15 protein-coding genes are annotated in these 14,932 nt (G+C 60.5%); 2 read left to right on the forward strand and 13 right to left on the reverse strand.

All coding sequences use genetic code 11. The annotated features are described in order from the left end of the window. Nucleotides 1–14: 14 nt before the first annotated feature. The gene (gene nuoL / locus H145_RS0106905) at nucleotides 15–1,970 is read right to left on the reverse strand and encodes an NADH-quinone oxidoreductase subunit L (RefSeq protein WP_019947410.1); all 1,956 of its coding nucleotides are present in this window, start codon (nucleotides 1,968–1,970) and stop codon (nucleotides 15–17) included. Between the two features lie 119 nt (nucleotides 1,971–2,089). Beyond that, a complete protein-coding gene (gene nuoK, locus H145_RS0106910) occupies nucleotides 2,090–2,422 on the reverse strand; it encodes an NADH-quinone oxidoreductase subunit NuoK (RefSeq protein ID WP_019947411.1) in 333 nt (110 codons plus the stop codon). 345 nt (nucleotides 2,423–2,767) lie between these two features. Here nuoK and H145_RS0106915 point away from each other — a divergent pair, with 345 nt between their 5' ends. Together H145_RS0106915 and H145_RS0106920 are read left to right on the forward strand one after the other, a co-directional pair. Then, nucleotides 2,768–4,855, forward strand: coding sequence for an SWIM zinc finger family protein (locus H145_RS0106915; protein ID WP_019947412.1), 2,088 nt, complete (start codon nucleotides 2,768–2,770; stop codon nucleotides 4,853–4,855). A gap of 40 nt (nucleotides 4,856–4,895) precedes the next feature. Beyond that, on the forward strand, nucleotides 4,896–5,357 hold the full coding sequence (locus H145_RS0106920) for a MaoC family dehydratase (protein WP_019947413.1): 462 nt from the start codon (nucleotides 4,896–4,898) through the stop codon (nucleotides 5,355–5,357). Between the two features lie 589 nt (nucleotides 5,358–5,946). Here H145_RS0106920 and H145_RS0106930 read toward each other — a convergent pair. From H145_RS0106930 to H145_RS0106980, 11 genes are all read right to left on the reverse strand, one after another. Next, entirely contained in the window at nucleotides 5,947–6,459 is a 513-nt protein-coding gene (locus H145_RS0106930) for an NADH-quinone oxidoreductase subunit J family protein (RefSeq protein ID WP_051102983.1), read from the reverse strand. 96 nt (nucleotides 6,460–6,555) lie between these two features. After that, a complete protein-coding gene (locus H145_RS0106935) occupies nucleotides 6,556–7,119 on the reverse strand; it encodes a NuoI/complex I 23 kDa subunit family protein (RefSeq protein WP_019947416.1) in 564 nt (187 codons plus the stop codon). Nucleotides 7,120–7,149: 30 nt separating this feature from the next. Next, on the reverse strand, nucleotides 7,150–7,395 hold the full coding sequence (locus tag H145_RS0106940) for a hypothetical protein (RefSeq protein ID WP_019947417.1): 246 nt from the start codon (nucleotides 7,393–7,395) through the stop codon (nucleotides 7,150–7,152). A gap of 34 nt (nucleotides 7,396–7,429) precedes the next feature. Then, nucleotides 7,430–8,509, reverse strand: coding sequence for an NADH-quinone oxidoreductase subunit NuoH (gene nuoH / locus H145_RS0106945; protein ID WP_019947418.1), 1,080 nt, complete (start codon nucleotides 8,507–8,509; stop codon nucleotides 7,430–7,432). Between the two features lie 108 nt (nucleotides 8,510–8,617). Then, nucleotides 8,618–9,622 (reverse strand): 2Fe-2S iron-sulfur cluster-binding protein, encoded by a 1,005-nt coding sequence (locus H145_RS0106950; RefSeq protein WP_026351316.1) that lies wholly within the window; start codon nucleotides 9,620–9,622, stop codon nucleotides 8,618–8,620. 98 nt (nucleotides 9,623–9,720) lie between these two features. Beyond that, nucleotides 9,721–11,061 carry an NADH-quinone oxidoreductase subunit NuoF gene (gene nuoF / locus H145_RS0106955; protein WP_019947420.1) on the reverse strand — a complete coding sequence of 447 codons (1,341 nt, stop codon included), beginning with the start codon at nucleotides 11,059–11,061 and terminating at the stop codon, nucleotides 9,721–9,723. 123 nt (nucleotides 11,062–11,184) lie between these two features. Next, nucleotides 11,185–11,760: an NADH-quinone oxidoreductase subunit NuoE family protein gene (locus H145_RS0106960; protein WP_019947421.1), complete on the reverse strand. Its 576-nt coding sequence runs from the start codon at nucleotides 11,758–11,760 to the stop codon at nucleotides 11,185–11,187. Between the two features lie 20 nt (nucleotides 11,761–11,780). Then, entirely contained in the window at nucleotides 11,781–13,049 is a 1,269-nt protein-coding gene (nuoD, locus tag H145_RS0106965; protein ID WP_019947422.1) for an NADH dehydrogenase (quinone) subunit D, read from the reverse strand. A 96-nt stretch (nucleotides 13,050–13,145) separates the two neighbouring features. Beyond that, complete coding sequence (locus tag H145_RS0106970; protein ID WP_019947423.1) at nucleotides 13,146–13,709, reverse strand: NADH-quinone oxidoreductase subunit C; 564 nt, start codon at nucleotides 13,707–13,709, stop codon at nucleotides 13,146–13,148. 95 nt (nucleotides 13,710–13,804) lie between these two features. Next, nucleotides 13,805–14,359, reverse strand: a complete 555-nt coding sequence (locus H145_RS0106975; RefSeq protein WP_019947424.1) for an NADH-quinone oxidoreductase subunit B — start codon at nucleotides 14,357–14,359, stop codon at nucleotides 13,805–13,807. A 78-nt stretch (nucleotides 14,360–14,437) separates the two neighbouring features. Further along, a complete protein-coding gene (locus H145_RS0106980) occupies nucleotides 14,438–14,830 on the reverse strand; it encodes an NADH-quinone oxidoreductase subunit A (RefSeq protein WP_019947425.1) in 393 nt (130 codons plus the stop codon). Nucleotides 14,831–14,932: the final 102 nt, after the last annotated feature.

Genomic DNA, 14,932 nt, shown 5'->3' on the forward strand with positions numbered 1-14,932 from the left:
ATCTAAATTTAGCTCTAAAACTTCCCGAAGTTCAGCGCCATCACCAGCACGATGGCCACGACCATCAGCAGGAGGTAGGTTTCCACGGAGCCGGTTTGCACGTTGCGCAGGAGCTGCCCACCGCCCATCGTTACGCGGCCGAAACCGTTGACGATGGGGTCGATGATGCCGTTTTCGACGAAGCGGTAGAGGCCGCGGGAGAGCCACATGATGGGGCGCACCAGCAGGGCGTTGTACAGCTCGTCGATGTAGTATTTGTGGCACACCAGGTTGTCGAGGAAGCCGCGCGGGGCGTCGTCCTCGGCCGGGCGTACGCCGCGGCTCACGTACATGATGTAGGCGACGATGATACCCAGCATGCCCGCGCCCACCGAGAGGGCGATGAGCATGAGCTCGGTACCGTGGTCAACGGCGAGGGTAAAGGCCGCCGGGTTGATTTTCTGCGAGTAAGTGAACAGCGGGGCGAGGTAGTTGGCCAGGTAGGCCTTGTCTTCGCCCAGGAAGAAGGGCGCGTTCATAAAGCCACCGACGGCCGCCAGCAGGGCCAGCACGATGAGCGGCAGCGTCATGGACGCGGGCGACTCGTGCAGGTGCTGGCGCTGCTGCTCGGTGCCCCGGAACTCGCCGAAGAACGTGAGGAACAGCAGCCGGAACATGTAGAAGGCCGTCAGGAACGCCGTGAACAGGCCAACCCCATAGAGCACTTTGCTGTGCTGGAAGGCGTGGAGCAGGATTTCATCCTTGGAGAAGAAGCCCGAGAAGGGCGGGATGCCGGAAATGGCCAGACAACCCACCAGAAAGGTGATGAACGTGATGGGCAGCGCCTTGCGCAAACCGCCCATGCGGCGCATGTCCTGCTCGTTGCTCATGGCATGAATCACGGAGCCCGCGCCCAGGAACATCAGGGCTTTGAAGAAGGCGTGGGTGAGCACGTGGAACAGGGAGGTGCTGTAGCCCAGCACGCCCAGCGCCAGAAACATGTAGCCCAGCTGCGACACGGTGGAGTAGGCCAGCACCTTCTTGATATCGTTCTGCGCCAGTCCGATGGTAGCCGCGAACAGAGCCGTAGCCGCGCCGATGATGGCAATGACCTCCAGCGTATCGGGGGCCAGGGTGAAGAGCACGTTGGCCCGCAGAATCATGTAGATACCCGCCGTGACCATGGTGGCGGCGTGAATCAGGGCCGAAACGGGCGTGGGGCCGGCCATGGCGTCGGGCAGCCAGGTGTAGAGCGGCAGCTGCGCCGATTTACCGGTGGCGCCCACGAACAGCAGCAGCGTAATGGCCGTTACCACGCCCGGCCCGTAGGTGCCAAACTGGCCGAGGGCGGCCTTCTGGAACACCTCGCCAAACTGCACCGAGTTGAAGGTGAGGTAAATCAGGAAGATGCCGAGCAGGAAACCCAGGTCGCCGACGCGGTTGATGATAAAGGCCTTTTTGGCGGCGTTGTTGTAGGCGGTGTTCTTGTTCCAGAAGCCGATGAGCAGGTAGGAGCACAGCCCCACGCCTTCCCAGCCGATGAACAGAATCAGGAAGTTGGAGCCCAGCACCAGCACCAGCATCGAAAACACGAACAGGTTCAGGAAGCTGAAAAACTTGCCCACGTTCTCGTCGTGGGCCATGTAGCCGATGCTGTAGAGGTGAATCAGGAAGCCCACGCCGGTTACCAGCAGCAGCATAATCAGGCTCAGCTGGTCAATCTGGTAGCTGAACGGAATCTGCATGGTGCCCACCGAAATCCAGTCGAACAGCGGCACGGTGTACTGGTACTGAAAGTTCAGGAACAGAAACACCGAAATGGCGAACGAGCCCAGCACGGCGGCCGAGCCAATCAGGCCCGCCACAGTGGCCGACAGCTTGCGGTTGAGCAGGCCGTTGATGAGGAAGCCCAGAAACGGCAGCAGCGGAATCAGCACGTACAGGAACGTCGAGTACGGGGCGCCGGCAGCGGGTAGAACGGTTTCTTGCATGATTAGGGATGCAGAAGCAGAGCTGTCATCCTGAGCGGAGCGAAGGACCTATACAGAAGATAACGTTAAGTGACACCTTCTGTATAGGTCCTTCGCTCCGCTCAGGATGACAGGGCGAATCAGAATTTCAAACGACTCAAAAGATTAACGTCGGTGCTCTGGATGTTGCGGTAAATCATCACGATGATGGCCAGGCCCACGGCCACTTCGGCGGCGGCCACGGCCATGATGAAGAACACGAATACCTGCCCGTTGGGGTCGGCGCGGAAAGCCGAAAAGGCCACTAGCAGCACGTTCACGGCATTGAGCATCAGCTCGACGCTCATGAAGATGATGATGGCGTTGCGCCGGGTAAGCACGCCCAGCACCCCGATGCTGAAGAGCGCCGTGGCAAAAAAGACGTAGTACTGAAGGGGAACCGTCTGGATAACCTGCGGTATGTTCTGGTCCATGCGGGGGGGCTAACGGCAAGCAAAGGCCCCGACGGCGGGATGGGGCCGGGGCAATGGAGGGCAAAGGTATCCTGAAAATCGGAAAAGGCCACTGTTTGGGCAGTTTGTTTGGGGGGGCTGGCGTCGTTTCGTTCTGGCGTGGTGCCTCACCCCCGGCCCCCTCTCCAGGGGGAGAGGGGGTGCCACACGACAGTATGTATAGGCGGTAGTAACGGCAGCCGTTGAACGCACCCCCTCTCCCCTTGGAGAGGGGGCCGGGGGGTGAGGCGCACGTGGAGGGCGACGACGCCCAGACCAAACCGCAAAACCGTATTTTCGCCCTACCACCCCAACCCCGCCTCCGCCATGCTTATCCTTGCCCATATCCGCGCCGAAGCCAATGCCGCCAGCTTCAGCAAGGGGCGGGCGTATTTCGAAGAAGGGGCGGTGCACCGGCTGCGCTACCGGCCCGACGACCAGGAGTACACGGCCATCGTCAGCGGCTCCGACGAGTACGACGTGCAAATCGGGCTGGACACGGACGACGGCCCCAGTTTCTGGTGCAACTGCCCTTACAACTATGAGGGTATCTGCAAGCACTGCGTGGCCGTGGGACTGGCGGTGCTGGAAAGGCAGGAACAGCAGCCGGCTAACGGCCAGGGCCCGCTGAGCGCAATGGCGGGCCGCAAACCCGAACCGGCGTTGGCGGCCGGCGAGCCAACGGCCCCGCCCGAAACCGCACCCGAACCCGTTTCGGCCTCGGAGCTGGAAACAGCCCTGCGCGACGTGCCGAAGCCCGAGCAGCTGAAGTTTCTGGCCCTGCAGCTGCGCCAGAACCCGGCGCTGGCCCGCGCCTTTCTCACCCAGTTTGTGGGGCCGCCGCTGCCGTCCGATTGCCTTGCTGCCGACGCCACGCTGCCCCAGCTGGCCGAGCTGCGCGACGCGCTACGCCGACCCCTTAACTGCCTGCGCTTCGACCACCTCACGCTGGCCGACGAGCAGGGCCGCCTGCCCCGCATCGTGTTCAGCTTCGGACCAACAGGACGGTTTCTGGCGGAGCTGGCGGACCGCATCGGGCAGGTGCTGGCGCCGGTGCTGGGGCCCGCCGCGGCGGCTCTGCGCGAGGCGCTGGCCGCGGGGCGGCTGGCCGAGGGGCTGCGCCGCTGGCAGGGGGCCTGGCTGGCCATCATCGACCTGAAAAAACCTGCCGCCGATACCTACAACCTGTTCTTTGGCAACTACTACGCCCGGCAGGTGGCCGATACGTGGCTGGCGCTGCTGGCGGAAACGGGCACAACGGCGCTGCTGGAAACCCAGCCCTTCGACCCCGCCGAGGTGCAGCGCTGCCTGCCGGTATTCGTGCGGGCGGTGCTGGAGCCGCTGGCCGCCACCCCGCCCCTCGTACCCGCCCCGCGGAGCCGCCGCCCCGACCCCTACAGTGCAGCTCCGCAAAGCACGAGCCCACCGCTCCCCGACGCCGAGCTGGCCCTGTTGCTGGCCGTAGCCGCCAACCCTGCCATGGCACCAGTGCTGCGGCCGGTGCTGCAGCCCCACACGCACCGCCTGCCGCTGTCGCTGCAAGCGGCGCTGGCCGCCGGCTGCCACGACTGGACCGCGTGGGAGCCGCTGGCCCGCCGGCAGCTCACGCAGCACTACACCGCGCCGCTGCTTACCCGGCTGTTGCACTTCTACCACGAGCAGGCCCGCACCGCCGAGCTGGTGGAGTTGGCCACCCAGCATTTCGGACCCGCCGAAAGCAAGGCGCTGGTGGCCGGTTTCGTGCTGGCCTATCTGTCGCCGGCCGCCAGCCGGCCGCTCTACCTCAAGGCTCTCATGCACCGGCTGGAGCAGGAGCACGATTTCGCCGACTACGAAACCCTGGCCGACATCTGGACCGATACGGAACGGGCGCAGTTTGTGAAGCGGGCGCTGGCGCCGTCCTCGTTCCGGTTAATGAATAACTTCCCGCTGCAATTCCGGGCGCGGCTGCTGGCCCACGAGCAGCGGGTGGCCGAAGTGCTGCCGCTGCTGCTGCAAGCCGTCTGGCATACGCCCAAAAAGCGCCCTGCCTGGGGCACGCCGCCGCCGGTGTTCGACCTGCAGGCGCTGCCCGAGCTGCTGGCGCTGGCCGCCCGGCACCAGCCCGAAATCACGCTCGACGCCGTGATGGAGCGGGTAGAAAACTATCTGGACCAGACCTCCCTGCGCTCGGTTGAACTGTACGACCATATTGCAGAGTGGCTGAAAGCTTTGCGCGAAGTGCCGGTGCTGGAAGAGCAGGTAGCCCTTTTTGCCGAAGGGCTATTCAGTAAGTACAGCAAGCTGGCCTTCCTGCGCAAGGCGCTGCGTGAGGCTGGCCTGCTGCCGGAGCCAGAAGCGCGGCACCCCAAACTGCCGCGGGCCGGGGCCACCCCGCGGGCTGCCCGCCAGGTTAAAAATCCCTTCCAACGCTAAACCGTATCTTCGGGCCTCTCTTCTCCGTTTACCTTTTCTTATGAGCATTACCATTGGCAGCCTGGCCGAGCTGCAGCAGCACGAGGGCCAGCAGCTGGGCATCACGCCCTGGCACACCATCACCCAGGAGCAAATCAACCAGTTCGCCGCCGCCACCCTCGATTTCCAGTGGATTCACACCGACCCCGTGCGGGCTGCGGCCGAGTCGCCCTTCGGCGGCACTATTGCCCACGGCTACCTCACGCTGTCGCTCTTGCCCTACTTCTGGAACCAGCTGGTGCAGGTCGAAAACCTGAAGATGCAGGTGAACTACGAAATCAGTGAATTCCGCTTCAACCAGGCCGTGCTCGTGAACACGCCCGTACGTCTGCACGCCACGCTACTGGCCGTAAAGGACCTTCGTGGCATTGCCAAGGCCAACATCGGCGTGAAAATGGAAATCGAAGGCAACAAGAAACCCGCCTACACCGGCGTCATCACATTCCTCTACCACTTCGAGTAGGGCCGACGGATTATTAGCTGAACAGTATAAAGCCAGCAGCGGCACCTGAGGAATCAGGTGCCGCTGCTGGCTTTAGTCAGGGATGGCGCCTTGCTGCCACTCCTCTACTGTAACATGATTGTTCCAGCCAATAAACGCCTTCTACCCCTTCATACATTCCACTCAGTGATAAGAATTGACCAGATGTATGAGTGCTGAACTCATCGTGACCTATCAGGCTGAAGGCTGTTTCAACATCTATGGGTACATGCACTTGTGGTGGGCCTACAACTTGGCCCGGACCAAGCATATCTTGGTGTTTCAGGAATACCTCGGATGTTACTCCAGACAGAAGTAAGTAGGACTCGCCAACAACTATGTCTTTAGGGTGATAACCTTTCTCGTAGTCCTGAATCTTAGCCCAGTCGAAATACAATGTCAATTCATTAGAATTACGACTTGTTTTCTCGATCGATGAGTCGTGAAAACTGATTCGGCTCAAATCGTTAGTTATAAAATGCATCGTACTTTCTTATTGGTCGGGCATAAAAAACGCGGCGGCTAAGAAATCAGCCGCCGCGTTTTTTATTTGCTGAAATCAGCCGAAATCCTAGAAATTCCGCTCGCCGGTTTCGCGCTTGCCGAGCATTACGGCGCCCACCATGGCAATCAGGAACAGCACCGAGGCCAACTCGAAGGGTAGCAGGAAGTCGGTGTAGAGCTTGAGGCCGAGCTGGTCGACCATGCCGATTTGTGAGTTAAACGCGGTGCCGGTAGCTACGCCGGTGGGCAGTACGTCTTTGAGGGCGGCCACCAGAATGAGCAGCAATGAGCCACCAGCCACGGCGGCGGCAATCTTGGCCAGCGCCGGCTTATGCGGCTCGGTGTCCACGTTCAGGTTCAGGAACATTATCACGAACAGGAACAGCACCATGATGGCGCCGGCGTACACGATGATGTTCACGGCCGCCAAGAACTGGGCGTTCAGCAGCAGGTAGTGGCCCGAGAGCGAGAAGAACGTCAGAATCAGGAACAGCACGCTGTGCACCGGGTTCTTGGCGAAAACCACGCCCAGCGCACTCAGCAGCGCCACGAACGAGAGGAAGAGAAATAATGGATGCATCGGCAGTTGTCAGGTTTTAGTTGTCAGTTGTTAGCGGTGGTTTAGCAGTCAATGACAGCCTATTTGGACTGACAACTGACAGCTAAAAACCAACAACTACATTATCCGGGCGCGGAGCTTGTCGGCCTGTTCGGGCGTGAGCTGGATGCCGCGCACGCTCCGCTCGTCGGGCGACACGGGCTCCACGAGGCGGTCCTTGCCGTAGGTGAACTCGTCGCGCTCGAAGCGGGGCGGGGCCATTTTGTCGGGCTGCAGGTAGATGGCCGCTTTGGGGCAGGCTTCCTCGCAGAGGCCGCAGAATATGCAGCGCAGCATGTTGATTTCGTAGCTGACGGCGTACTTCTCCTCGCGGTAGAGGCCCTCTTCGCCCTTCTTCCGCTCGCCGGCTACCATCGTAATGGCTTCGGCGGGGCAGGCCACGGCGCACAGGCCGCAGGCGGTGCACCGCTCCCGGCCCTGCTCGTCGCGCTTGAGCACGTGCAGGCCCCGGAAAAAGCCCGAGAACGGCCGCACCTCCTCGGGGTAGCGCACGGTGGCCTTCTTCATGAAGAAGTGGCGCATCGTGATGCTGAGGCCCTGGAAGATGGCCGGCAGGTAGGCCCGCTCGGCCAGCGTCATGGGCTTCTTTTCTAATACCTTGGCTCGGTTGGTGAGTTGCATGAGGTCGTTATTCTATTCTGTTTCAAAAGCCTAAGAGGCCTTCGGCAGGACAATATTTTCGAGCGTCCGCACCCGCTGGTCGAGGTTGACGATTTCTTCGATACGCTCGGCCAGCTTCATGTTGGATAGGCGCATTTCGCCGAGGGCAACATTGGTTTTACCCTGTTGCACTTTGAGTTCGGTTATGTCACTAGCCATGCCCTCCGTGACTTTTTTTAAACCACGCAGCTCATCCAGCATATCGGCCATAATCTCCACTAAACGGTCGTCAGCCATAACGCAACAGATTAAGGTTGAAACCTTAAGTTACTTAGATTACGCCAAACAGAATCAGGCCACCGGTAAGCACGATGTTGAACACGGCTAGGGGGATGAGGATGGTCCAGCCGAGGCGCATGAGTTGGTCATAGCGGAAGCGCGGCAGGGTCCAGCGCACCCACATGAAAAAGAAGATGAAGGCGAAAATCTTCAGGAACAGGCCCACCGTGCCCAGAATGGTAATCAGATTCTGAGCCGAGTCCAGCTCCCAGCCCTGGCTGTTCACGAACCAGTCGCGCAACTCGTACTGGAAGGGGAAGTTGAAGCCGCCGAAGTACAGCACGCTCATCACGGCCGACACCACGAAGATGTTCACGTACTCCGAAAACAGGTACAAACCCAGCTTCATCGACGAATACTCGGTGTGGTAGCCGCCCACCAGTTCGGTTTCGCACTCGGGCAGGTCGAAAGGCGTGCGGTTGGTTTCGGCGAAGGCGCAGACCAGGAAAATGATGAAGCCGATGGGCTGCTTCACGATGTTCCACATCTGCCACTCGCCGGCCACCGACTGCTGCAGCGTGATTTCGCGCAGGCTCAGCGTCCCCGAAATCATGAGCACCGCAATCAGCGACATGCCCATGGCCAGCTCGTAGCTGATGTTTTGGGAAGCGGCCCGCACGGCGCCGAGCAGCGAGAACTTGTTGTTGGAAGCCCAACCGCCAATCATCACCCCGTACACGCCCAGCGACACGACGCCGAAAATCCAGAGCATGCCGATGTTCACCTCAATGCCTTGCAGAAAGAAGGCGTTGTTGCCGAAGCTCATCGTGTTGCCAAACGGAATAACCGCCGACGACATCAGGGCCGTAATCATGGCCAGACAGGGGCCCACCACGAACAGCGCCTTGTTGGCGCCGCCGGGGAAGAATTCCTCCTTGGTAAACATCTTCACGGCATCAGCCAGCGGCTGCAGCAGCCCGAAAGGGCCGGCGCGGTCGGGGCCCACGCGGTCCTGCAAAAAGGCCGCAATTACGCGCTCGGCGTAGGTGCAGTAGGTCGCAATCAGCAGTGAAAGCGCGAAAACGACGAAGATGACGATGGATTGCCAGCCGAGAGCGGGTAGTTCGAGCATTCCTATTTTAAGCTGTTAGCTGACAGGTATTAGCTGTTAGCTTATGTTCAACAATGGAGCATAAAGCACGGAGAGCTAACAGCTAATAGCTGTCAGCTAACAGCTCATTTACGATCCTAATTTGAGTGGCGGGTTCTTCTCCAATTCGCGCTGGGTGCTGGCGGGCAGGTCGTCGATGACGGACTGGTTGAGCACGGGCAACTCGTAGTGGTTGGCCGAAATTACGGAAGAACGGTCGATGTGGGCCGGTCCTTCAATGGTCCAGTCGGAGGTTTCCTTCTTTTCGAAGCGGCACTCGTTGCAAATCCACTCCTTCACCTCGCCGTACTGGTCCTTGCGGGCAGTGGTGCGCAGCACCTCGTTGCCCTTGTACCAGAGCACCACGTTGCCCGCGCATTTTGGGCAGTCGCGGTGGGCGTTGACGGGCTTCGTGAACCACACGCGCTGCTTGAAGCGGAACGTTTTGTCGGTCAGGGCGCCCACGGGGCACACGTCAATCACGTTGCCCGAGAAGTCGTTGTCGATGATGTTCTCGATGTAGGTGCCGATTTCGGCGGCGTCGCCCCGGCCCAGCACGCCGTGCACCCGGTCGCCCTTGGCAATCTGGTCGGCGGTGTACACGCAGCGGTAGCACAGGATGCAGCGCGTCATGTGCAGCTGAATGAGCGGGCCGATGTCGATTTTCTCGAATGTACGGCGCTCCTCTTCGTAGCGGGTCGTGCTCAGGCCGTGCTCGAAGGTGAAGTTCTGCAAATCGCACTCGCCGGCCTGGTCGCAGACGGGGCAATCGAGCGGGTGGTTGATGAGCAGCATCTCCACGATGCCCTTGCGCACGTCGAGCACGCTGTCGTTGGTCGTGTTTTCCACCACCATGCCGTCCTGCACGGCCGTGATGCACGAGGCCACCAGCTTGGGCATGGGGCGCGGGTCCTTGGCCGAGCCGGCCGCCACCTTTACCAGGCAGGCGCGGCACTTGCCGCCCGAGCCTTTCAGGGGCGTGTAGTAGCACATGGCCGGGGGCACGATGCTGCCGCCAATCTGGCGGGCCGCATTCATAATAGTCGTCCCGTCCGGAACTTCTATCTCGATGCCGTCGAAGGTTATTTTAGCCATTGGGTCTGTATTGAGAGCTTAGATTTGAGAACTTAGCGCTTAGATTCGGGCAGAATCGTTGGCTCCTATCTTCTTCTCTAAGCTCTAAGTTCTCAAATCTACGCTCTAACTAATTGGCCGGGGTACACCGCGCCGGGCTTGGTGGCCTCCTGCGGGTGCGTTACGTACCACTCGAACTCGTCGCGGAAGTGGCGCACGGCGGCGGCCACGGGCCAGGCGGCGGCTTCGCCGAGCGGGCAGATGGTGTTGCCCTCAATCTGCTTGGCCACGCTCACCAGCAGGTCGATGTCGTGCCTCTGGCCGTGGCCGTGCACGAGGCGGTGCAACACCTTTTCGAGCCAACCGGTGCCCTCGCGGCAGGGCGAGCATTGCCCGCAGCTTTCGTGGTGGTAGAAACGGGCGAAGCTCCAGGTATTGCGTACGATGCTGGTCGTCTCATCCATGGCAATGAAGCCGCCCGAGCCGAGCATGGTACCCGTTACAAATCCGCCGTCGCTCAGCGACTCGTAGGTCATGAGGCGGTCTTCGCCGGCGGCCGTTTTGAGGATGAGTTCCTTGGGCAGAATCGGCACCGAGGAGCCACCTGCCACTACCGCTTTCAGGTCGCGGCCCTTCCAGATGCCGCCGCAGTACTCGTCGGAGTAGATGAACTCCTCGACGGGCAGGCCCAGCTCGATTTCGTAGATGCCCGGCTTGTTGAGGTGGCCGCAGGCCGAGAACAGCTTGGTGCCGGTGCTCTTGCCCACGCCGATTTTCGCGTACTCGTCGCCGCCCTCGTTTACAATCACCGGCACGGCCGCAATTGATTCGACGTTGTTGACCACCGTGGGGCGGGCGTACAGGCCCTGCACAGCCGGGAATGGCGGCTTATTGCGCGGGTTGCCGCGCTTACCCTCCAGGCTTTCGAGCAGCGCGGTTTCTTCGCCGCAGATATAGGCGCCGCCGCCCGGATGCACGAACAAATCTAGGTCGTAGCCCGAACCCAGGATGTTCTTGCCCAGGAAACCGGCCGCGTAGGCTTCGGCAATGGCTTTTTCGAGGATGCGCAGCACGTACAGCAGCTCGCCCCGGATGTAGATGTACGAGGTGTTCGCGCCCAGCGCGTATGAGCTCGTAATCATGCCCTCAATCAGCAGGTGGGGCAGTTTCGACATCAGCTGCCGGTCCTTGAAGGTGCCCGGCTCCGATTCGTCGGCGTTGCAGACGAGGTAGCGCGGCACGCCCTCGGGCTTGGCCAGGAAGCTCCACTTGAGGCCCGTGGGAAAGCCCGCGCCGCCGCGCCCACGCAGGCCCGACTTCTTGACTTCCTCCACCACCTCATCGGGGGTCATGGTTTTGAGGGCCTTCTCCACCGAGCGGTAGCCGCCGTGCTTGCGGTACACGTCGAGCGTCTCGATGCCTTCAACGTTGATATGTTCGGTCAGCAGTTTGCGTCCCATTTCTTTGGAGCTGTTAGCTGTTAGCGGGTGGCTGTTAGCTAGGTAAATAAGCTGTCAGAACAAATCTGACGAACAAAATTACTGGGCAGAAAAGCTAGCAGCTAACAGCTACTAGCCAACGGCCTAATTGTTGGCCAGCGCGTTGGGCAGGCCGTTTTCCTCCCAGGGCAGGGCGGGGCGGTGCACCTGGTTGCGCAGCTCCGTGAGCATAGCATCCACGGCCTCGGGCGTATCGAGCTGCTCGTAGTATTTCTCGCGTACCTGCACGATGGGCGCGAAACCGCAGGCGGCCAGGCACTCCACTTCCTTCAAGGTAAACAAACCATCTTCGGACGCTGGACCACCCACTTTAGCGCCGGTGATGCGCTCCAAGTGGGCCGTCAGCTCCTCGGAGCCGCGCAACATGCAGGGGCCGGTGCGGCAGATTTCCAGCACGTGCTTGCCCACCGGCTTGAGGTTGAACATGGTGTAGAACGACGACACCTCGTACACTTCAATCGGCTTCACGCCCAGCACTTCGGCCACCAAATCCTGCACTTCGGGGCTTACCCAACCGCCAAATTCGGCCTGGGCAATGTGCAGCACCGGCAGCATGGCCGACTTGCGGCGCTCCTCGGGGTATTGCTTGCAGATGCGCTCAATCTCGGCCTTGGCGGCTTCGGAAAATTGCGGTTTGGCAGCGGTGGCAGTCGATTCCATATCAGTTGTATTCAGAAAAACTACGCGTCGAGCTCCCCGGCAATTACATTCATCGAGCTCAGCGTCACGATGGCGTCGGAGAGGGTCTGGCCCACCACCATTTCGGTGTAGGCCTGGTAGTAGATAAAGCAGGGGCGGCGGAAGTGCAGGCGGTAAGGCGTGCGGCCCCCGTCGGATACGAGGTAGAAGCCCAGCTCGCCGTTGCCACCCTCCACCGAGTGGTAGACCTCGCCCACGGGCGCGTCAATCTCGCCCATCACAATTTTAAAGTGATAGATGAGGGCCTCCATATTCTGGTACACGGCCTGCTTGGGGGGCAGGTAGAAGTGCGGCGCATCGGCGTGGTAGGGGCCGGCGGGCAGGTTTTCCAGGGCCTGCTCGATGATGCGCAGGCTCTGCCAGATTTCCTCGTTGCGCACCATAAACCGGTCGTAGGTGTCGCCCTTGGTGCCCACGGGAATCTCGAAATCGAAATCCTGGTAGCTGGAGTAGGGGTTCATCACCCGCACGTCGTAGTCGACGCCGGCGGCGCGCAGGTTGGGGCCGGTGAAGCCGTAGTTGAGGGCGCGCTCAGCCGAAATGGCGCCTACGTCCACCACCCGGTCCATGAAGATGCGGTTGCGGTTGAACATGGCCTCGAACTCACGCATCACGGCCGGGAAGGCCTTCAGCCAGGCACGCAGCTTGCTGATGGCAATGTCGGAGAAGTCGCGCTCCATGCCGCCCACGCGGCCCATATTGGTGGTGAGGCGGGCGCCGCTTACTTCCTCGTAAATCTCGTACACCTTCTCCCGCTCGTCCATGAGGTAGAGGAAACCGGTGAAAGCGCCGGTGTCAACGCCCAGAATGCCGTTGCAGATGAGGTGGTCGGTGATGCGGGCCAACTCCATCAGAATCACCCGGATGTATTGGGCGCGCTTGGGCACTTCCACGCCCAGCAGCTTCTCTACCGTCAGGTGCCAACCAAAGTTATTGATGGGCGACGAACAGTAGTTCATCCGGTCCGTCAGGGTCGTAATCTGGTAGAAGGGCCGGCGCTCGGCAATCTTCTCGAAGGCGCGGTGAATGTAGCCGATGGTGGGCACGCCGGAAATAATCCGCTCGCCATCCATTTGCAGGATGTTCTGGAAAATGCCGTGCGTGGCCGGGTGTGTCGGGCCCAGGTTCAGGGTCGTCAGCTCCTGGTTGAAATCGTTGACTGTGGGCGCGAGCGGGTGCAGCCGCGGCTGCTGCTCGCGCGCCTCCTCAATTATTTTATGGGTGCCTTCCAGCGTGTCGTTTACTGCCATCTGGTGTAGAGCTTAGAGCTTAGAGTCAAGAGCTTAGAAACAGGGTTATGCAAAAGAGAGACTAAGGTCTAAGCTCTCAATTCTAAGCTCTAAAAGTTACCGGCCAAAGAACAGGTCGGTTTTGTCTTCGCGGGTGCCGTCTTCGAGGGCATACTCCTTGCGCATCGGGTGGTAGTCCATGTCCTCCACGTTGAGGATGCGCATCAGATTGGGGTGGCCGGGGAAGATGATGCCGTAGAAATCGAAGGCCTCGCGCTCCATCCAGTTGGCGGCCGAGTACAGGTCGGTCAGGGTGGGGGCCACCGGGTCGGCGATGGGGAAGAAAATTTTCAGTCGCAGCCGGATGTTGCGCGTGAGACTGTGCAGGTGGTACACCATGCCCAGTTCCTGGCCTTCGCGGTCGGGGAAGTGCATGCCGCACATGGTGGTCAGGAAGTTGAGCTGCAACTCCTGGTCCTGCTGCAAACCGGCGATGATGCCATGAATCTGCTCCCGCGTGGTCGTGGCCGTCAGCAGGCCGTAGGGCTCCTCCACATCCGTGAAGGCATCGGCCCCGAACAGGCGGTGCAGCAACGCCAGCAGCTCCGCGTTCTGTTGCGCGGCCGGGTCCTGGGCCTGAGCGGCTTCCTGAGCCGGGATGGATTCGTTCTGGTCAGCCATTTTATAGAGCTTAGAGCTTAGATGTTAGAGCTTAGCCAGTGATAAAGCAGAACGGTCTAAGTTCTAAGCTCTATTATCTAAGCTCTAAAAACAGCTTACTTGATATTGTACGAGGCCAGCAGGGCCTGGTATTCGGGCGAGTTGCGGCGGCGGATGGATTCGTTGCGGGCTAGGTCCTGCACGCGCATCAGGCCGTCGAGCACCTGCTCGGGGCGCGGGGGGCAGCCGGGGATGTACACATCGACGGGAATGATGCGGTCGATGCCCTGGAGCACCGAATAAGTGTCGAAAATGCCGCCCGAGCAGGCGCAGGCACCCATGGCCAGCACCCAGCGGGGCTCGGCCATCTGCTCGTACACCTGTTTCACAATGGGGGCCATTTTCTTGGCAATCGTGCCCATCACCATCAGCAAGTCGGCCTGCCGGGGCGAGAACGAGGGCCGCTCGGAGCCGAAGCGCGAAATGTCGTAGCGGGCGCCCATGGTGGCCATGAACTCGATGCCGCAGCAAGAGGTGGCGAACGGCAGGGGCCAGAGCGAGTTGGCGCGGGCCATGCCCACCACCTTCTCCAGCGAAGTGGCGAAGAAACCCGCGCCTTCGAGGCCGTCGGGGGCGTCCACCATTTTAATTTCAGGAACTCGGGTATCCATAAGAACGAGAAAGTCAGGGAAGAAAAAGTGGATTAATTCCACTCAGAGCCAACACCAGCCGGCCGGCAAAAGTTTGGCCTAACGGCTTTCGTTCCAGTTCAGAATGCCCTTTTTGATGACGTACACGAAGCCGGCCATCAGCAGGGTCAGGAACACGAGCATCTGCAAAAAGCCCGTGGTGCCCAGGGCCCGGAAATTCACGGCCCAGGGGTACATGAAGATAACCTCGACGTCGAAAAGCACGAACAGGATGGCCGTGAGGAAGTATTTCACCGAAATCGGGGTGCGGGCGTTGCCCACCGACTCGATGCCGCACTCGAAGGCCTCGTCCTTCACCACGCTCTTGCGGCGCGGCCCCACCAGGTGCGAGACAATCATGGCAAACGCCACGAAGGCAATGGCCAGCACAAATTGCACGATGATGGGCAGAAAATCCTGGGGCTGGTATTGAACGGGAACGGCGAGCAGCATGGCAGCAACGGGTAAAAGGCCGGCTTTCGACGGCATGGGAGGCAAAGGTAGGCCCTTCGCAGTTGAGAACAAATCTAAAAGCAGACGGGGAACGAAAGGCGT

The sequence above is a fragment of the Hymenobacter aerophilus DSM 13606 genome (assembly GCF_000382225.1).
In the GTDB taxonomy this organism is placed as follows: Bacteria; Bacteroidota; Bacteroidia; order Cytophagales; family Hymenobacteraceae; genus Hymenobacter; species Hymenobacter aerophilus.